Genomic DNA, 18,058 nt, shown 5'->3' with positions numbered 1-18,058 from the left:
TGTTGATGAAGATCGCGACGACGTCCGATTTTTTCGCTTCTCTTCTGGCCGAGCCACATTCGTCCGGATAGGGATGAAGCGCGGGCCTCCCCCGGGGGCCCATCGGCCCGACAGGAGACCGCGCCATGATCGTTTCAGCCCTCATCCTTCTGCTCGCCGCGCAAGGACCGGCACCCGCCTTCTGCTCGCCTGCCGCGATCGCAGCCGATGCAGGCGGCCGCAAGACAAACATCTACCGCACGCCGACCATCGCCGCGGGCAAAGTAGGCAAGCTCGACCACGGGACGCCCGTTTATGTCTGCGGGTCGCGCGGCAATTGGCTGTGGGTGCATTTCGCACAGGGGCGTCGCGCATGCCCCGGCACAAGGCAGGGCCTCGAGCTTCGCAATGCATCGACCTGCGCGAAAGGCTGGGTCGAGCGGCGACGCGTCGCGGCCACTTCCCGCTAGACAGAGCCTCGCATCAGATACGACCCCGGCCCATAGGGAGCCTCTTGCCCGGGCATGATCTCTTCAAAGCCTTGCGAGCGCCAATAGGTTTCGGCGCCATTCACCGCGACAAGCCGGATTTCCTCGCAGCCTGCGAGGCGCGCCTGTTGTCGGACGAAAGCTGCCGCCTCGGAACCGGCACCCGTCCCTCGCGCCGCAGGAAGAAGCGCAATATCGTGCAGATAATAGATATCGGCGGGCACGGGCAACGCACCGAGCAGCGCCCCGAGCTTCGGCGCCGCGCCGCGATGCCAGGGGTGGGTGATAAGGTAGCCCGCGACAGCAGCGCCCCGCTCGAGCACGCGGCATCCGGCCGGGTATAGGTCGAGGCGCTCGCAATAGACGCCCCGTGGTTCGGTGAAAGCGCCGTGCACCCTATCGGAGATGGCGGCGACAGCATCGAGGTCCGCTCTACCCATCGAGCGCCAGCCGCCGGTCATGATCACGATAAGAAGGGCGCCACCACCGCGCCCGTCACCCGAAGGGGGCGGCCGCTCGCCTTGTCGAGGAGGGCCCATACGGTCCTTGCGCGGACATGCACCCGTCCGTCATCGCCCGCAAACTCCATGAAGCGGTCAAACTTCGCACCCAGCGGCGCGTCGGCAACCCAGGTGCGTGCCGTCACTCGCCCGCCGGGACCGAGCGCACGCAGATAGTCGATCTCGTGCCTTACCACGACCCAGACATAGGCGTCCTTATGCGCCTGCGGCGCCGCAGCGTCCCAATGCGCGGTTGCGACCTGTTGAATCCACTGGACCCACACCGCGTTGTTGACGTGGCCGAGCTCGTCGATCGTGTCGGGCGTTGCGATCAGATCGAGAGTGAACGTCTTCATGCGAGTTCGACGGTGGTCACCATATAGCCCGCCTCGCGCAGCGCAGCGACGAGGCTGTCGAGATGTTCGCGGTCGCGCGCTTCGCATTCGATGTCGGTGATCAGACCCTTCGCAGGGAGGGTCGTGAAGATGCGTTGGTGATAGATTTCGATGATGTTGACCTGCTTTTCGTCGAATAGCTTCATCACCTTGAAAAGCGCGCCCGGCCGGTCCTGCAGGCGGATGCGGAGACGCGCAATTCGGCCCGAACGGGCGAGATCGCGCAGCAGAACATTCGCCAGAAGACGCGTGTCGATATTGCCGCCGGTCAGCACGAGCCCGACCTTGCGCCCGGCGAATTCCTCAGGATGCGCAAGCATCGCCGCCAGCCCCGCCGCGCCCGCGCCCTCGACTACCGTCTTCTCGATCTGAAGCAGCAGACTGACCGCACGTTCCAGATGGCGCTCGGCGACGAGAACAATGTCATCGTTGAGTTCGGCGACGAGCTTGCGCGTATAGGCGCCGGGCTCCTTCACCGCGATCCCTTCGGCCAGAGTATCGCCCTCGCACGCCATGTCGACGCCGTTGAGCTCAGCATACATCGACGGGTAGAGTTCGGCCTGGACGCCCACGAGGCGCATGTCGTTCTTGATCCCGCGCGCCGCGGTGCCCATGCCCGAAAGCAGTCCGCCGCCGCCGATCGGCACGATCAGCGTATCAAGCTGGGGAACGTCCTCGAGCATCTCAAGCGCCACCGTCCCCTGCCCCGCCGCGACATGCGGATGGTCGAAGGGATGGACAAAGGTGAGACCGCGTTCCTTTTCAAGCTCGCGCGCATGGGCGTAAGCATCGTCGAATTTTTCGCCATGAAGGACGATCGTCGCGCCGTGGCTTGCCGTCTGCGAGACCTTCACCTGCGGCGTCGTGCTCGGCATGACGATGGTCACAGGCACGCCGAGCCGCTTGCCGTGATAAGCAAGGCCCTGCGCATGATTGCCTGCGGACGCAGCGATCACGCCGCGTGCGCGCGCATCGTCGTCGAGGAGGAGCAGCGCGTTGAGCGCGCCGCGTTCCTTATAAGCTGCCGTGAACTGCAGATTTTCGAACTTCAACCAGACGTCGGCGCCGACCAGTTCAGACAATGTCTGCGAATGAAGGGTCGGCGTGCGCACGACCGCACCGTTAATTCGCCTTGCTGCCCCGCGCACATCATCCAGGGTGATCGCCGGAAAATCGGCGGCGGAGGTCAGGGTGAGTTGATCGGTCATGGCGATAGGCCCCCTACCCCATCTGGCGCGCCGCGCAAACCATGGTTATGGACCGGGCATGAGCGAAACATCCTATCGCATTGCCTTCATCGGCACCGGCGTCATGGGCGGTCCGATGGCAGGTCACCTCGCCAGGGCCGGCCATAGCGTCACTGTCTACAACCGCACACGCACCAAGGCCGACGCCTGGAGGGAGCAATATGGCGGCGAGGTGGCCGCAACCCCGCGCGCGGCCGCGCAAGGAGCCGACGTCGTCCTCTCCTGCGTCGGCAACGATGATGATCTTGCCGAGGTAACGCTGGGCAGCGAGGGTGCCTTCGCAGCGATGCGCAAGGGGGCGCTGTTCATCGACCATACCACCGTTTCGGCGCGCATCGCGCGCCAGCTCGCTGCCGAGGCCGAGGGGCGCGGACTTCACAGCCTCGATGCGCCGGTCTCAGGAGGCCAAGCAGGCGCGCAAAATGGTACGCTTTCGATCATGTGCGGGGGCAGCGCGGACGCCTTCGCAGCAGCCGAACCGGTGATGCGCGCTTACGCTGGCCGTATCGTCCATATCGGGGGGCCCGGCGCGGGGCAGACGACCAAGATGGTCAACCAGATCGCGATCGCCGGCGTGATCCAGGGCGTCTCCGAAGCGCTGCGCTTCGCGCAGGCGTCGGGCCTCGACACCGACAAGGTATTCGAGGCTGTCTCGGGCGGCGCTGCAGCAAGCTGGCAGATGCTCAACCGCTGGGGCACGATGGCGAAGGACGAGTTCGATTTTGGCTTCGCGGTCGACTGGATGCGCAAGGACCTTGGTCTCGCGCTCGAGGAAGCGCGGGTCAATGGCGCCACGCTGCCCGTCGCGAGCCTCGTCGACCAATTCTACGCCGATGTTCAAAAGGCTGGCGGCGGACGGAAAGACACAAGCTCGCTGGTGACGAGGTTGCCCAAATGATCCGCCGCGCGCTTCTGGCCTCGCTCGCCCTCATCATCTCGCCGCCCGCCCAGGCCGACACGCTGATCGACAATGTGAACGGCATCACGCTCGATCAGAATGGCAAGCTCGTCCGCTTTACAGGGCTCCTTATCGACAAGGACGGCAAGGTCGCAAAGCTCCTCGACCGCAAGGACAAGCGTCCCGAGCGGCCCGACTTCAAAGAGGACGGCAAGGGCAGAACGCTGATCCCGGGGCTCATTGACGCGCACGGCCACGTCATGGGACTCGGCTTCTCGCTGATGCTGCTCGACCTTTCGGGCACGAGCAGCCTCGGCGAAGCCCAGGCTGCCATCCGTCAATATGCGGCCGACAACCCCGACGTAGCTTGGATCATCGGCCGCGGGTGGAATCAGGAGAAATGGGGTCTTGGCCGCTTTCCGACCGCCGCCGACCTCGACGCCGCCGTCGCAGACCGTCCTGTCTGGCTCGAGCGCGTCGATGGCCATGCCGGCTGGGCGAACAGCGCGGCAATGAAGGCGGCGCGCGTCACCAGCGTGACCAAGACGCCCGAGGGTGGGCGCATCGAGATGGCGGGCGGGCAGCCAAGCGGCATCTTCGTCGACGCCGCGACCAGCCTCATCGCCTCGGCAGTGCCAAAGCCGCTCGCGCGCGACCTCGACCGCGCCTTCCTCCTCGCGCAGGCCAAGCTGCTCGAGCAAGGGATCACGGCAATCGCCGACATGGGCACAACGATCCAGGACTGGCAGGCCTTCCGCCGGGCGGGTGACAAGCGCCAGCTCGCCATCCGCATCATCAGCTATGGCCACGACATCGACAATATGGCGCTGATCGGCGGTCCGGGGCCGACGCCCTGGCTCTATGACGACAGGTTGCGCATGGTCGGGGTGAAGCTCTATCTCGACGGTGCGCTGGGCTCGCGCGGCGCTTGGCTGAAACTGCCCTACAGCGATGCTCCTGGGCAAAAGGGGCTGCCGCTCCTCTCCCCTGCGCAGCTTCGCAACAAGATGGTGCGCGCGTCGATGGACAAGTTCCAGGTCGCAATCCATGCGATCGGCGATGCGGCCAACGCCGAGGCTCTCGATGCGATCGCCGATCTCACTGCAGACCTGCCGGGCGAGCGGCGCTGGCGCATCGAACATGCGCAGATCGTCGACCCTGCCGATATAGCTCGCTTCCGGCAATTGGGCGTCGTCGCCTCGATGCAGCCCATCCACCAGCCCTCGGATCGGCGTATGGCCGAGGGGCGACTTGGTCCTGAGCGCTTGAAGGGCGCCTATGCGTGGCGGAGTATGGAGAATGCCGGCGTCCGCCTCGCCTTCGGCTCGGACGTGCCGGTCGAGAGCGCCGACCCCTTCCCTGGAATGGCCGCGGCCATCTCGCGCACCGACGCGGCGGGTCAACCCTTTGGCGGCTGGTACCCCGAGGAAGTGGTGAGCCGCGAGACAGCGCTCGACGGATTCACGCGCAGCGCCGCTTTCGCGGGCTTTGCCGAAGACCGGATCGGTACACTGATGCCGGGGATGCGCGCTGACTTTCTGATCCTCGAAAGCGACCCCTTGCTCGCAAGCCCCGACGAGATTCGCCGCATGACGCCGCTCGAAACCTGGGTCGGCGGTTACCGTTACTACAAGAAAAAGGCCGGCTGATGGACCGGCGGCGTCTCCTCGCCGCGCTGGCCGCCACTCCGGCGGCGTTTGCGCTCGGGGCTGCCAAGAAAGAACCCAAGCGGAAGGAGCCGCCCGAACCGCGGCGGTCGCGTCGGCGCAAGGGCGCAAAGCCGCCCGAGGAGCAAGTCGACGTCGCGGTCGTGGGCGCGGGCGCGCTTGGCGCCTGGACTGCCTGGCATCTGGTACGCCGCGGATTTAGCGTGCGGCTGTTTGACGCCTATGGCGCGGGGAACGGCCGCGCCGCGTCGAACATGCCTTCGATGATGCTCGATCCGGTGCAGGGCGGCGATCCGCTCTACGCGGGGCTGGCCGAAGAAAGCGCCAAGGCATGGGAGCGTCTCTCGAACACCGCGAGCCTGGCGATCCTCACCCCCTGCGAGGCGGTGACCACGCTCGGAGCGAGCGCCCCCTTGTTCGAAGCGCGCGGTGCCGATCGATTGACGGGCGACGATCTGCGTCCCCGCTACACCCAGATCGCGTGGCGGCCCGAAGCGGCCGCGCTTGTCGCCGAAAAGGGCGGCGCGATGCTTGCCGGACGGCGCGGGCTCCTCGAGACGATCCTCGATGCGCAGATCACGCCGGAAGAGGTGGTGATGCCCGCCCCGCTTCGCGACAAGCGCCGCGACCTCTATATGCTTCCCGATGGCGGCACCGCGAGAAGCCTTGTCTACGCCTCCGGCGCATGGCTTACCGAACTCTTTCCTCAGATACTGCCCCCGCAGCGCCTGTCGGCGGTGCGCCACCAGATCTTTCACTTCGGTCCCGGGCAGGGCGACACCCAGTTTCGCCCGCCCGCGATGCCGGCGCTGGTCGATCATGCCTATGGTTACAATCTGCTTCCCGACATCGAGGGGGTCGGCATCAAGGTGTGGAAAAGCGCGCCCGATGCAACAATCGACCCCGATAGCTTCGATCGCCGGGCGGACGACCGCGCGCTGGCAGAGGTTCGGCAGTGGCTGGCTGCTCGGCTTCCAAGACTCGCCGGTGCGCCGGTGGTGGCCAGCACCGCTGCACACGACTGCCGCACCGCGAGCGGGGATCTGCTGCTGGACCGTCTGCCCGGCCATCCGCGGGTCTGGCTGGTCGGCGGAGGCACAGGCCGTGCCTTCGCCCTAGCCCCCGCCATCGGGGCGCGGGTCGCGGCGCATGTCGAGGATTCAGCGCGCGCGATCGAGCCGCGCTGGGCGCTGGGACGATTGTTGGGAAGCTGGACGTAAACTATCCGCTTGCCCCCAAGCTTGTCGAAGGGGCTGTCTTTCCTCCATAGATTGTCTCGAAGGGCGATCCTTCAGCAAGCTCAGGACGAACGGGGGGTTTGGGTGCGCCTGACCGACTGCCATAATATCGACGATTTCCGCACGCTCGCGAAACGGCGGCTGCCATGGCCGGTATTCGACTATATCGACGGCGCGGCAGACGATGAGGTAACGCGGCGACGCAACCGCGACGCCTTCGACACATGCGATCTCATTCCGCGCGTCCTCGCAGGCGTCGAGGCGGTCGACATGAAAACGACGCTCTTCGGCCGCGAAATGGCGATGCCGCTCTTTCTATCGCCGACAGCGCTTCAGCGGCTCTTCCACTGGCAAGGCGAGCGCGCGGTGCTGCGCGCAGCGGCGCAGGCGGGAACCGTTGCCGGCATCTCAAGCCTCGCGACGATCAGCCTCGCCGAGGCCGGGGCGCTGACGAGCGGGCCCAAGCTCTTCCAGCTCTACGTCCATCACGACGACGGCCTTAACCGCGCGATGCTCGACGCCGCCCGCGATGCCAGCTTCGATGCGGTCGCGCTCACCGTCGACACGATCGTCGGTGGCAATCGCGAACGCTGCCTGCGCTCGGGTTTCACTTCGCCGCCGCGGTTCACCGCGCGCAATATGCTGAGCTATGCGGCAAAGCCCGGCTGGGGCCTCAACTATGTGCTGCGCGAGAAATTCAGCCTGCCAAATCTCGCAACCCACGTGTCCGAGGGATCAAGCGTACCGAGGTCGGTGGCCGAATATTTCACGACGATGCTCGATCAGAGCCTTGACTGGAAGCGCGCCGAGACGATCCGCAAACAATGGGACGGCCCCTTCTGTCTCAAGGGAATCGTCGCGGTCGAGGATGCGAAGCGAGCCCTCGACATCGGCGCCAGCGCGATCATGGTGTCGAACCACGGCGGCCGTCAGCTTGACGGAAGCATCGCCCCCTTCGACGCACTTGCCGAAATCGTCGACGCGGTAGGCGACAGGCTGGAAGTCATCTGCGACGGCGGCATCACCCGCGGCACGCATGTCTTGAAGGCCCTCTCGGTCGGCGCCAGGGCGTGCTCAGGGGGCCGACTCTACCTCTATGCGCTGGCCGCGGCAGGCGAGGATGGCGTATCGCGCGCTATCACGCTGCTGCGCGCAGAAATCGAGCGCGCGATGAAGTTGATGGGAGCAAAAAGTCTCGCCGATCTCAGCCGCGCGAATCTGCGCTGGCGTTAGCGAAGGGGGCGGCCTTCCCCCTGAAAGCCGCCCCGGCCCGGCGTCAGAAGGATGCGCCGAGCGAAAAGATTACCGCCCCGTCAGCGCCGACTGCTTCCTTATACCCACCGAACTTCGGTGCGTCGGTGTTCACATAGGAAATGCCGAGCGTGAGCATTTTCCAGCTCGCCTCGACGCCAACCGAATAATCGACCACTTCACCGTCGAGACCGCCCAGGAAGCTGTCGCTCTTTGCGAAGCCGACGTGCCCCTTCAGCGTGAAGGGCGTGTTCGGGATGCCGACGCCGGCGTCGGTGAAGACATAGACGCCGCTCGCGTCGCCGAGCGAGTCCTGCCCGCCGGGCGCCCAGGCGATACCCGTCTTGACCGACGCAGGGCCGATATCCCCCGCCAGCGAGAAATAGGGCTCGATCACCGAGCTGTTTGACGTGCCGGGATAGAGGTAAAGGGTCGCGCCGATGTCAGCCGTCAGCCCCGGCGTCACCTCTTTCGAAAAGCCGCCGAATACGTCGATCTCGGTGCCGTTGGCAAAGCCGATGCTCGACCCCCAGGTGCCGACATAAAAGCCGCTGTCGTGACTGAGCGAGATGCCGCCCTGGATGGCCGCCTCTTCATTCGACTGGCTGAAACCGCGGAAGCGGTAGTCGCTAACGACGGTCGCGCTACCCGAGATGGTGATGCCGCTGCCATCGTCTTCGGCGTCCTGGGCATAGGCGGGGGTGGAGAGCGCCGAAAGCGCAAGAGCCATGCCGAAGCATGCGCGGGAGAAAGTCTTCATGGGTTGATCCCCTGAATAGGTTGAAGGATCGTCCCTGCCTGCCACACGGACGGCCGACCTCATTTTACGGGCCGGTCCGATCGCGCGAGGTGGATGTTGACGAAATTGCTGCGACGCACAACGAAAAGTTGCGACGAACTGAGTTTAAATGTACCGTTGTGACAAATTTGCAACAATCCATTGCGTCGAAATACCGCTCTTCGACATAAAGTTACGATTGTTACTTTCTCGCGACAGCAAGCATAGCCATGCTGCACAGTGGCTTCGCACGCGGGGCGAGGTCGGCCTTTGCTTCTCGCTCCTCTATCTCAGAAAGCGACCCCCAAGGACAGGACCACCCCGGCATCAAAATATTTGTCGAACGCCTTCACGCCCGTCGCCGGAATGTCGGTGTCGACATATCGGATCCCCGCCGTGAGCCGGCCAAAGCTCGCCGAGGCGCCGAGCGACCAGTCCCAATAATGCCCGCCAGGCGCAAATCCGGCGAGCCCGCCGTCGGTATAGCCCAGCGACGCCGACAAGGTCAGGGGCGTGGCCGGGACGCCAGCCGACAGGTCCGCCGCCAGATAGAGGCTGTCTTCCCGTCCCAGGGCGGCTTGGCGCGGCGCATAGGCGATCCGGACCCCGGCCTCGGCAGGCCCGAGCAGATGCGACAGGCGGGCGGCGGCCTCGACATAGTCGCTGGCTCCCGCGGCTCGCGCTTCGTCAGGATACCAATAATAGGTCAATCCGAGATCGACTGAGGTACCCGGCGCCACTTCGGTCGCAAAGCCGCCGTAAAGGTCGACCTCGACCGCACCCGATGCCGGGGTCTCCTCGATATTCGACCCCCATGCCCCGATATAGAGGCCGCTGTTGTGGGTGAGAGTGATCGTCGGCTGCACCGCGACGTCGCCGCCGCTGAGCGAAATCCCGCGAAAGCGGTAATCCGACACGACCTCCACCGACGCCGAAACGTCGAGGGGACCGGTCGGCACGTCCTGGGCGGCGGCGGGCACCGCGGCCGCTCCTGAAAGCAAGAACAGGGCGGCGGCGAGCGGGCGGATCATCATCATTCCTCGGGGTCGATTGGGTCCCCGATCTTGGCCGCCGCGGCGATGATGCGCAACCGCTTTGCCAAGCGGAGGCAGGACGGCTAAAGAGCGGGCACTCTCCCCGAGGACGACCCTATGAGCGATCACAATCCTGGCCTGCGCCCCTGGCGCGACATCGCACGGCGCGACTGCCGCCGCATCATGGTGGGCAACGTCCCCGTCGGCGGCGGCGCCCCGATCAGCGTCCAGACAATGACTAATACGCCGACCAGCGATGCCGCTGCGACGATTGATCAGATCCGCCGCTGCGAGGATGCCGGTGCCGACCTCATCCGCGTTTCGTGCCCCGATACCGAATCGACAGCGGCGCTCGGTTCAATCGTCCGCGCGGCGCGTATCCCGATCATTGCCGACATCCATTTCCATTATAAGCGGGCTCTCGAGGCGGCCGACGCGGGCGCCGCGTGTCTGCGCATCAATCCCGGCAATATCGGTTCGTCGGAACGCGTCGGCGAGGTCGTGCGCGCAGCCAAGGCGAACGGCTGCGCAATCCGCATCGGGGTCAACGCGGGCAGCCTCGAAAAAGACCTGCTCGAAAAATATGGCGAGCCCTGCCCCGAGGCGCTGGTCGAAAGCGCGCTTGATCATATCAAGCTGCTGCAGGACCACGACTTCCACGAATATAAGGTTGCGGTGAAGGCGAGCGACGTCTTCCTCGCGGTCGCCTCCTACATGCAGCTCGCCGAAGCGGTCGATTGCCCGCTGCATCTTGGCATTACCGAGGCGGGCGGGCTGATCGGCGGGACGGTCAAATCGGCGCTCGGCATCGGCAACCTCCTCTGGGCGGGGATCGGTGATACGATTCGCGTCAGCCTGTCGGCCGAACCCGAAGAGGAAGTGCGCGTAGGCTATGAAATCCTAAAATCGCTGGGCCTGCGTACCCGCGGTGTCCGCGTCGTTTCCTGCCCGAGCTGCGCGCGCCAGGGCTTCGACGTCATCCGCACGGTGCAGGCGCTCGAGGATGCGCTCCAGCACATCAAGACCCCGATGTCGCTCTCCGTGCTCGGCTGCGTCGTCAACGGCCCCGGCGAAGCGCGCGAGACCGACATCGGCATCACCGGCGGTGGCAACGGCAAGCATATGGTCTATCTCTCGGGCGTCACCGACCATCATGTCGCCGACGCCGACATGATCCAGCACATCGTCAAGCTCGTCGAAGCGAAGGCGGTCGAAATCGAGGCGGGAAGCGCGGTGAGCATGGACACACTCCACGGCAAGGCAGCGTGAGCCCCCATTGCCGGAAATTGCGCCTGCCAAATGTCGGTTTAGGGGTCGGGAGCGGTCACCTCAATCCATCGGCTGGATATGTTTGCGGCGACTGAAACGCTTGAACAGAGCGTAGATGAGCACGCCGACTATGAACGCGGGGAGCGACCACAACAAGGCAAATAGCCCCAACTCGTAAGCGTTACCGGCGCGCAGCAACTTGGGGCTATGGGTAAGATCCTGAAAGAAGCAGCCGCGCCCCCGGCAGTCGAAACCGTAGGCCTCTGGCCATCCAATCTTGTCTGCCAGCCAGGTGACCCCAGCCGACAAGAGTAAGATGAACAGCACGGTGCCTGCGGCTAGCAGCCAAAATCTGAGAGAACCGAGGGGTTCATGCGCCCCAGCGACCTCCATCCTTAGGTGACGTAGATAGCGCCACATTACGAACACGCCCCAGCAGATGCTGACGGATAGAGCTAACCCTGCCTGCACTGGATAGCTTCCCGCAGGTGCGCCCTCGACAAGGATGAACGGCACAAACGGGACCATCATCCCGATGATTGAGAGTGGCTTGGAGTTTGCCGCGACGTCTTTGTCTACGAGCTCCGTGACCTTTCGCAAAAGTTTCATGCCTACCCCGTTTCGGAGGATGATGGCTCAGTCCATCGATGTCCGCAATCGGTCGTAAGTTGACAGCGCGCGCCGAACTCCACACGGCGCCCGCATGACGCTCTCGATCCGCTCCGCCACGCCCGCCGACCTGCCGCTGATCGCGCAGTTCATCCGCGACCTTGCCGACTATGAGAAGCTGGCGCACGAGGTCCGCTTCGACGAGGCAAAGCTCGGCGAGAAGCTCTTCGGGCCGCGCCCCTACGCCGAGGTGGTGATCGGCGAGATCAACGGGGCGCCGCAGGGCTTCGCGCTCTTCTTTCACAATTTCTCGACCTTCGAGGGGAAGCCCGGGATTTACCTTGAGGATCTGTTCGTGCGCCCCGACGCGCGCGGATCGGGACTGGGCAAGGCGCTGCTCGCCCATCTCGCGAAGCTCTGCGTGGAGCGCGATTGCGCGCGCCTCGAATGGTGGGTGCTCGACTGGAACGCACCGTCGATCGGTTTCTACAAGAGCCTCGGCGCTCGGATGATGGACGAATGGACGGTGATGCGCGTCGATGGCGAAGCGCTGGCAAAGCTCGCCCGATCGCGAAGCCCCGCCACGCCGGACTGATCCGGCGTGACGCACGAGCAATTTAGCGCGCTCCGCGCGGCTTGCGCCTTTCCATCGGCCAGCTTGGCATATGTGCCTCGGAGAGCCGCTTCGCCTCGGCCGACCCGACTCCAAGTTCGGTGAGCGCGCGCTCCAGCGCCTCGGCCGCCGGCACCGCGATATCAGGCAAAACGCCCACGCCTTCCCAATCCTTTCCCGTCACCGGATCATAGGTCCGGCCGACCGGGATGAAGGCCCCATAGCCGCCGCCCAGATCCTCGCCGCGGCCGAAATGATTGGCCCCGGCCGTCGGCGCTCCGACGATTACACCGCGGCCGGTATGCTTCATGGCGAGCGCAAAATGCTCGGCCGCCGAAGCGCTCGCGCCCGAGGTGAGAACATAGATTTTCGCATCGCGCAGCCGCGGATCGGCATTGGGCGTTGCCCAATGTTCGCGCGCCACCATGCCGGGGACGCCCTGTGCCGGGCGCATCGAGGCGATGCCGTCGATCGGCGAGCCCCCCGCGGCATCGACCGAGGCGCGCGTCGCCATCGTCACCAGACGCGTTTCCTTGTCGAATAGCCAGGGAAAGATGACGTCCATCTGGTCGAGCCCTCCGCCGTTGTGCGTGCGGATGTCAAAGATGATCGCCCTCGCATCGGCATGGTCCGTCATGAACTTCGCCGCGGCGGCGGTCACGGCCGCATCGTCCGGAAAGACGTTGAAACGGACAAAGGCAATACCCGGCGCGATCCAGCCGGCCTGTTCCATCGCCACCTTGGGCGGGCGCCGCACGGGCGCCATACCGCCAGGAGCGGTCACGGGGGGAGCGGACGCCTGCTGAGGAATGCGGAGGCGTAAATGACCATCGAGGGCAACGGCGTCCAAGTCGCTGTCAATCGCGGCTGCCAGCGCCTCGCCGCTCAGCCCGCGATACCGACCCGCTGCGATAGCTGCCCGGATCGCGTCGGCGTAATGCTTGCCGATGTCGGGATAGACATAGTCCCGCTCGAGAAGCTGCGCATATTTTGCGGCTACGGCATCGGCGCTCCCCTCATCGGCCGCCACTGCCGGAGACAGCGCCGCAAGGGGCAACCCTGTCACCCCAGCGGCGAACAGCAGTGCGGGCCATATGTGCGAAGAACGATTCATACCCATCTCCAATCCAGCCCCGGCTGAAGGAGGTGTATCATATGCCCAACACAGATCAACTACAATTGTAGTCGAATCGGAATTATCGCCTGCCCGCGAACCAGAGCAGCAAGACACCGGCCCCGGCCAGCACCGCCCCGTTGCGGGTCCATTCCGGATCGCCGAGCATGAAGCTGCTTGCGGGCCAGCGCACGATATCGAGCCCCTGAAGCGCCCACAGCCCGCCCATCAATATAGCAGCGACGCCGATGATCGCCGCCAGTCCCTTCACGATCGCCAATTTGCCTCTCCTCGACCGATGCCGCTGAGGCTGACAGAAAGCTGCGCACCTGTCACGCGCTGCAGTCCGATGAGGGGGCGCAGCCAGTTCACGCGCCGGCCGCCAAGGTAAAAGACCCAGCAAGCGGCGATCGTTGCTGCGACAAGGATCGCAAAGCTGAAAAGCGGCCCCATTCCGGCCAGCAGCAGCCAATATCCCACAAGAACAATCGCCGTCTGGTGGATGATGTAGAAGGGGAACACCGCCTCCGCGAGCATGGGGCGGCTCGCATGATCATGATTCCAGAAGCGATCGGCGATCCCGACCAGCGCAATGATCGCTGCCCAGCCCTGCACAAGCCGAATGGCCATGAACCAGGTGACAACGCCGGCAGGCGGCGGCCCCTCGCCAGGCGCTGCCCAGATCGCCCAGGACACATAGGCATAGGACGCGATCGCCACGACCGCCGCGGTCCGCCAGCAGCGCGCCACAGCGAGGAACAGGACCGGCCGCACCCGCAAGAGCCAGCCGGTGAAAAAGGGTACCAGATAGTGGAGATGATTGGGTCCATCGTCGACCAGCGCATGCGTCTCGGGGTAAGCTGGAAAGGCAAAGAGAATTGCCATCCACACCGCGAGCGGCACGATCAAGATCCCCCAGCCTTCAAGCAGCCGTGCTGCTCCATCAGCGATCCGCGCCCGTGCCGCTTCGGACATGAGGAGGAGGAGCACGACCGCAAGCAGGGTGTAAGCGAAGAGATAGACAATGAACCAAAGATGTTGCCACGTCGGTAGGACAATGCCCGCAAGCGTGCCGAAGCGGAAATAGTCGTGCCTGAAGAAATGCAGGAAGCCGCCAGCATAGCCATGCTGGGTCACGAGCTCGACCCAGGGTTGTACCGGGATCACAACAAGCACACCGAAGGCGAGCGGAAACAGCAGCCGTGCGCTTCGCGAGCGGATGAAGGGGCCCGGCGCGCCAAGCTTTGCAGACAGCGCCGCGCTCGCATAGCCCGAGACGAGGAACAGCAAAGGCAGCCGCCAGCTGTTGGTCGCCATCATCGGGATTTGCACCCATTCCAAAGGATGCGGCGTTTTGACGTGCCAGCCCCACGGCACGAAATACATGCCGATGTGATAGAAGATCAGCAATCCGAATGCGCCGATCCTGAGCCAGTCCATTCCATAGTGTCGCTTCGTTTCCATCGCCCGCGAATCTCCTTTGCCGGTTCGTACCGCAGCCGCTAATCCCAGGGGCGGCCGGGGGGCGATCCCGGCGGGACGAGAAGCGGAGCCGGTGTGACGGACGAGGAGGCACGAGGGACAAACGGCGGCGGGGCAGGGACGAGCGGTTCCGCTGGCGGGCTCAGCGCTCGCGCGCTCACGGCGATGCTGCTCGGGGCGATGTTTCTCTTCGGGCTCGTTCGCATCGCCGCCAATGTCTATTCCTATATTGCTGACCGCGAAGGCGCGGGCCTTGCTACCTCGCAGACCATCGCCTGGATGCTCGAGGGCAGCAGCCTTGTCGCGTGGGCGATCATGCTGATCCCCTGCTGGTTTACCGTCCAATATATCCGCCCGCCGCGTATGTCCCTGCTCGCCGCGGTGGCGATCCATGCCCTGCTCGCGATTCCTGTCTCGCTCGGCCACGTCGCATTGATGGTCGCCTTTCGCGCCGTCCTGTGGTGGGCGATGGGGATGGACTATCACTTTACGGCGCCCCAGGGGTCGCCGCTCGTCTACGAGCTTCGCAAAGATCTCTCGGCCTATGTCGAGCTCGTCTTCATCCTCTTCCTCGTCCAGTGGCTGGTTGCGCGTTATTCGGCGCCGCCCGTAGCGAGGACCGAACGGCGAACGCTCGCTGTCGGCGACGGATCCGTCACTCACCATCTGCCGCTCGACGAGATCGAGCACGTCACGGCCGCGGGCAATTATGTGGAGATTGCTTGGCGCGGCGAGCGCCTCCTCCACCGCGCAACGCTGAGCGCTCTCGAGGCCGAACTCGGCCCCGCCTTCGCCCGCATCCATCGGAGCCGCCTCGTCAACCGGACCTCGGTGCGCCGCGTCGTCACGCACAAGAGCGGCGATTTCGACGTGGAACTTGAAAGCGGCGAGACGCTGCGCGGGAGCAGGCGCTATAGGGAGAATGTTGCGGGTTGAGGGACCGTCATTCCTTAAGCACCCGCCACGCCAACTCGGCGAACTCGCACAAGAGCGGCCGTGTGTCGCGCGGGTCGATGATGTCCTCAACCCCGAATCTTTCGGCAGTGCGGAAAGGCGAGCGGACCCGGTTGAGGCGCTCGCGGATTGCTGCCAGATGCGCAGCCGGGTCCTGGGCTGCCTCGAGCTCGCTCTTGTACGCGACCTCGACCCCGCCCTCGATGGGCAGGCTGCCCCAGTCGCCTGAAGGCCAGGCGAAACGGTACTGGAAGCGCTCGGCATTCGACATCGCGCTCCCCGCGATGCCATAGGCTCTGCGTACCACGACCGACGCAAGCGGCACCGTCGCGCGGTAAATGGCGTTCATCGCCTGCACACCGTAACGGATCGTGCCTGTCCGCTCGGCTTCGCCGCCGATCATGAAGCCGGGATTGTCGACCAGATGGACAATCGGCAGACGGAACTGGTCGGCGAGCTTCACAAAGCGTTCGGCCTTCTCGCTCGTCTTTGCATCCCACGACCCGCCAAGATAGGAGGGATCGCTGGCCAGCACAGCGACCGGCCAGCCGTCCAGTCGCGCGAATGCAGTGATCGCCGCTCGCCCCCAACGCGCCCCCATCTCGAAGAAGCTGCCCTGATCAAGGACGGCGTTGCAGATGCGCCGCATCGAATAGACCTGCTTTGCCTCGCGCGGCACGATCGACAGCAAGGCCTCTTCGCGCCGGTCGACCGGATCGCTGCACGCGGCGCGCGCTGCGCGCTCGTGGACCGACGACGGCAGATAGGAGAGGAAGCGCCGCGCTGCCGCAAAGGCATCAGCTTCGCTCGCCACCTCATCATCGACGACGCCATTGCGCGTATGCACGTCGCTCCCGCCCAGTTCCTCGCGATCCAGCGTATCTCCGATCGCCGCTGCGACCGCGGGGCCCGCCGCGAACAGCTGAGAAAGTCCGCGCACCATGATGCTGTAATGGCTCGCAACGACGCGGGCCGCGCCGAGCCCTGCGGTCGGCCCAAGCGCGAGCGCGACCACCGGCACCGCATCGAGATTGGCGATGATCTGGTCCCAGCCGGGAACATGCGGGATATAAGTATAGCCCATATCCTCGAGCGTCTTCACCGATCCGCCGCCGCCCGTGCCGTCGATCATGCGGATCAGCGGCAGGCGATACTCGTGCGCGAACGCTTCGCACTGGATGAATTTGCGATGCAGCGCCGCATCGGCCGCGCCGCCGCGAACTGTGAAATCGTCGGCAGAGGCGACCACCGGGCGACCGTCGATATTGGCGCGGCCGAAGATAAAATTGCTGGCGGCCAGCTCTTCTAGCTCGCCATCGGGGCCATATTTGCCGCGACCGGCGATCTTGCCGATCTCGCGAAAGCTGCCGGGATCGACGATCGCCGCGATCCTTGCCCGCGCGTCCATCTTGCCGCGTCCATGCTGGCGCGCGACCTTTTCCTCTCCGCCCATCTTCTCCGCCATCGTCCGGCGGAGCGCGAGCTCGTCGACTTCCTTTTTCCAGCTCATGCCGCGAAAGCTAGCTTACGTTGACGGAAACGTCATGCCATATTCGCAGCGCTTGATTAGGGAGAAACAGATGACGCACATCAATCTTGCGGGGCGAACCGCGCTCGTCACCGGCGCTTCGCGCGGCATTGGGCGGGGCATCGCGCTGGCGCTGGCCAAGGCGGGCGCCGATATCGCGGTGAACTTTACCCGCGATGCCGATGCCGCGGCCGAAACGGTCGCCGCGATCACGGCGCTCGGTCGCAAGGCGAAGGCCTATCAGGCTTCGGTAACCGATGAAGATGCCTGCGCAGCGATGGTCGCTGCGATCGAGACCGATTTCGGGCCTATGTCGATCCTCATCAACAATGCCGGTATCGCCAGTCGCGGGAGGAGCGTCGCCGAAACCGACCCTGCCGAACTTGAACGCGTCGTTGCGACCCACGCTCTTGGCCCGCATCGCGTCAGCCGCCTCGCGCTGCCGCAGCTTCGTACGCACAAGCGCAGCGACATTATCGTCATCTCCAGCGTCGCGACGCTCAGCCATAGTGCCAATGGCGCGCCCTATAATATGGGAAAGGCGGCAGGCGAGGCGCTCGCGCTGACCCTCGCCAAGGAAGAGATGAAGAATGGCGTCCGCGTCAATATCGTCGCGCCCTCGCTGACCGTCAGCGACATGGGCGAGCGCCTGGCACGCGCCATCACCGGCAATGACGACATCCATGAGCTCGACGGCAAATTTCCCTTCGGTCGCGTCGCCACCCCCGATGACGTCGCGGCGGCGGTGCTGTGGCTCGTGAGCGATGCCAATCCCTATTGTTCGGGCCAAAAGCTCAACATAGACGGGGCAGGACTGGCTACCTTCCGGTGAGGCCCTTTCCTCCCCTCCTTAAACCCCTGGGGAAGATCGACTGGTGCAAGCCATGCCATGGTCCGCCCGAATCCCCGACGGAGGCCCGTCGGGGAACGCCGTCAGCTCGGCTCGCTCGCCTCGGTCTCCTAACGCGCGCATCGCATCGGGCCCAACTTAAGCTCCGAGCAGATTCGCGGTGA

The 18,058-nt window shown here is 64.9% G+C and carries 19 protein-coding genes; 9 read left to right on the top strand and 10 right to left on the bottom strand.

Going from position 1 to position 18,058, the window contains the following annotated elements:
* Positions 1-125: 125 nt before the first annotated feature.
* Positions 126-449 (top strand): hypothetical protein, encoded by a 324-nt coding sequence (locus B5X69_RS02540; protein WP_079637115.1) that lies wholly within the window; start codon positions 126-128, stop codon positions 447-449.
* On the opposite strand, the gene B5X69_RS02535 is transcribed toward B5X69_RS02540, so the two are convergent.
* From B5X69_RS02535 to B5X69_RS02525, 3 genes are read right to left on the bottom strand one after another with little or no spacing between them, the layout of a single operon-like run.
* Positions 446-928 carry a GNAT family N-acetyltransferase gene (locus tag B5X69_RS02535; RefSeq protein ID WP_079637114.1) on the bottom strand — a complete coding sequence of 161 codons (483 nt, stop codon included), beginning with the start codon at positions 926-928 and terminating at the stop codon, positions 446-448. The two genes, B5X69_RS02540 and B5X69_RS02535, sit on opposite strands and share 4 nt — an antisense overlap.
* Before the next feature lie 2 nt (positions 929-930).
* Entirely contained in the window at positions 931-1,323 is a 393-nt protein-coding gene (locus B5X69_RS02530; RefSeq protein ID WP_079637113.1) for an acyl-CoA thioesterase, read from the bottom strand.
* On the bottom strand, positions 1,320-2,570 hold the full coding sequence (locus tag B5X69_RS02525) for a threonine ammonia-lyase (protein ID WP_079637112.1): 1,251 nt from the start codon (positions 2,568-2,570) through the stop codon (positions 1,320-1,322). Before B5X69_RS02525 ends, B5X69_RS02530 begins: the two co-directional genes overlap by 4 nt.
* Positions 2,571-2,628: 58 nt before the next feature.
* On the opposite strand from B5X69_RS02525, the gene B5X69_RS02520 reads away from it, so the two are divergent.
* From B5X69_RS02520 to B5X69_RS02505, 4 genes are all read left to right on the top strand, one after another.
* Positions 2,629-3,507, top strand: coding sequence for an NAD(P)-dependent oxidoreductase (locus tag B5X69_RS02520; RefSeq protein WP_079637188.1), 879 nt, complete (start codon positions 2,629-2,631; stop codon positions 3,505-3,507).
* Complete coding sequence (locus tag B5X69_RS02515) at positions 3,504-5,156, top strand: amidohydrolase (RefSeq protein WP_079637111.1); 1,653 nt, start codon at positions 3,504-3,506, stop codon at positions 5,154-5,156. Before B5X69_RS02520 ends, B5X69_RS02515 begins: the two co-directional genes overlap by 4 nt.
* Positions 5,156-6,394, top strand: coding sequence for an NAD(P)/FAD-dependent oxidoreductase (locus B5X69_RS02510; protein WP_079637110.1), 1,239 nt, complete (start codon positions 5,156-5,158; stop codon positions 6,392-6,394). The genes B5X69_RS02515 and B5X69_RS02510 overlap by 1 nt, the downstream gene beginning before the upstream one ends.
* A 102-nt stretch (positions 6,395-6,496) precedes the next feature.
* Positions 6,497-7,645 carry an alpha-hydroxy acid oxidase gene (locus B5X69_RS02505; protein ID WP_079637109.1) on the top strand — a complete coding sequence of 383 codons (1,149 nt, stop codon included), beginning with the start codon at positions 6,497-6,499 and terminating at the stop codon, positions 7,643-7,645.
* A gap of 43 nt (positions 7,646-7,688) precedes the next feature.
* Here the strand turns inward: B5X69_RS02505 and B5X69_RS02500 are convergent, their stop codons facing one another.
* Positions 7,689-8,423 (bottom strand): TorF family putative porin, encoded by a 735-nt coding sequence (locus B5X69_RS02500; protein WP_079637108.1) that lies wholly within the window; start codon positions 8,421-8,423, stop codon positions 7,689-7,691.
* A 308-nt stretch (positions 8,424-8,731) separates the two neighbouring features.
* Positions 8,732-9,472: a TorF family putative porin gene (locus tag B5X69_RS02495; RefSeq protein WP_245798548.1), complete on the bottom strand. Its 741-nt coding sequence runs from the start codon at positions 9,470-9,472 to the stop codon at positions 8,732-8,734.
* A 120-nt stretch (positions 9,473-9,592) separates the two neighbouring features.
* On the opposite strand from B5X69_RS02495, the gene ispG reads away from it, so the two are divergent.
* Complete coding sequence (gene ispG, locus B5X69_RS02490; RefSeq protein ID WP_079637106.1) at positions 9,593-10,744, top strand: flavodoxin-dependent (E)-4-hydroxy-3-methylbut-2-enyl-diphosphate synthase; 1,152 nt, start codon at positions 9,593-9,595, stop codon at positions 10,742-10,744.
* Between the two features lie 60 nt (positions 10,745-10,804).
* Here the strand turns inward: ispG and B5X69_RS02485 are convergent, their stop codons facing one another.
* Positions 10,805-11,353, bottom strand: a complete 549-nt coding sequence (locus B5X69_RS02485; protein ID WP_079637105.1) for a hypothetical protein — start codon at positions 11,351-11,353, stop codon at positions 10,805-10,807.
* 94 nt (positions 11,354-11,447) lie between these two features.
* Between B5X69_RS02485 and B5X69_RS02480 the strand changes: the two genes are divergently transcribed.
* Entirely contained in the window at positions 11,448-11,948 is a 501-nt protein-coding gene (locus B5X69_RS02480; protein WP_079637104.1) for a GNAT family N-acetyltransferase, read from the top strand.
* A gap of 22 nt (positions 11,949-11,970) precedes the next feature.
* Here the strand turns inward: B5X69_RS02480 and B5X69_RS02475 are convergent, their stop codons facing one another.
* From B5X69_RS02475 to B5X69_RS02465, 3 genes are all read right to left on the bottom strand, one after another.
* Positions 11,971-13,080 (bottom strand): S41 family peptidase, encoded by a 1,110-nt coding sequence (locus B5X69_RS02475; protein ID WP_176141489.1) that lies wholly within the window; start codon positions 13,078-13,080, stop codon positions 11,971-11,973.
* Positions 13,081-13,162: 82 nt separating this feature from the next.
* Positions 13,163-13,351 (bottom strand): hypothetical protein, encoded by a 189-nt coding sequence (locus B5X69_RS02470; RefSeq protein ID WP_342745774.1) that lies wholly within the window; start codon positions 13,349-13,351, stop codon positions 13,163-13,165.
* Positions 13,348-14,544: an acyltransferase family protein gene (locus tag B5X69_RS02465; protein WP_079637101.1), complete on the bottom strand. Its 1,197-nt coding sequence runs from the start codon at positions 14,542-14,544 to the stop codon at positions 13,348-13,350. The genes B5X69_RS02470 and B5X69_RS02465 overlap by 4 nt, the downstream gene beginning before the upstream one ends.
* 93 nt (positions 14,545-14,637) lie before the next feature.
* On the opposite strand from B5X69_RS02465, the gene B5X69_RS02460 reads away from it, so the two are divergent.
* Positions 14,638-15,498, top strand: a complete 861-nt coding sequence (locus B5X69_RS02460) for a LytTR family DNA-binding domain-containing protein (RefSeq protein ID WP_139375636.1) — start codon at positions 14,638-14,640, stop codon at positions 15,496-15,498.
* Positions 15,499-15,505: 7 nt separating this feature from the next.
* Here the strand turns inward: B5X69_RS02460 and B5X69_RS02455 are convergent, their stop codons facing one another.
* Positions 15,506-17,026, bottom strand: a complete 1,521-nt coding sequence (locus B5X69_RS02455) for an acyl-CoA carboxylase subunit beta (RefSeq protein WP_079637099.1) — start codon at positions 17,024-17,026, stop codon at positions 15,506-15,508.
* A gap of 70 nt (positions 17,027-17,096) precedes the next feature.
* Here B5X69_RS02455 and B5X69_RS02450 point away from each other — a divergent pair, with 70 nt between their 5' ends.
* Positions 17,097-17,876 (top strand): SDR family NAD(P)-dependent oxidoreductase, encoded by a 780-nt coding sequence (locus tag B5X69_RS02450; protein WP_079637098.1) that lies wholly within the window; start codon positions 17,097-17,099, stop codon positions 17,874-17,876.
* Positions 17,877-18,058: the final 182 nt, after the last annotated feature.

It is taken from the genome of Sphingopyxis flava (assembly GCF_900168005.1).
Classification (GTDB): Bacteria; Pseudomonadota; Alphaproteobacteria; order Sphingomonadales; family Sphingomonadaceae; genus Sphingopyxis; species Sphingopyxis flava.
Note: the sequence above shows the minus strand (reverse complement) of the source record. Positions and strands in the feature narration are given on the sequence as shown.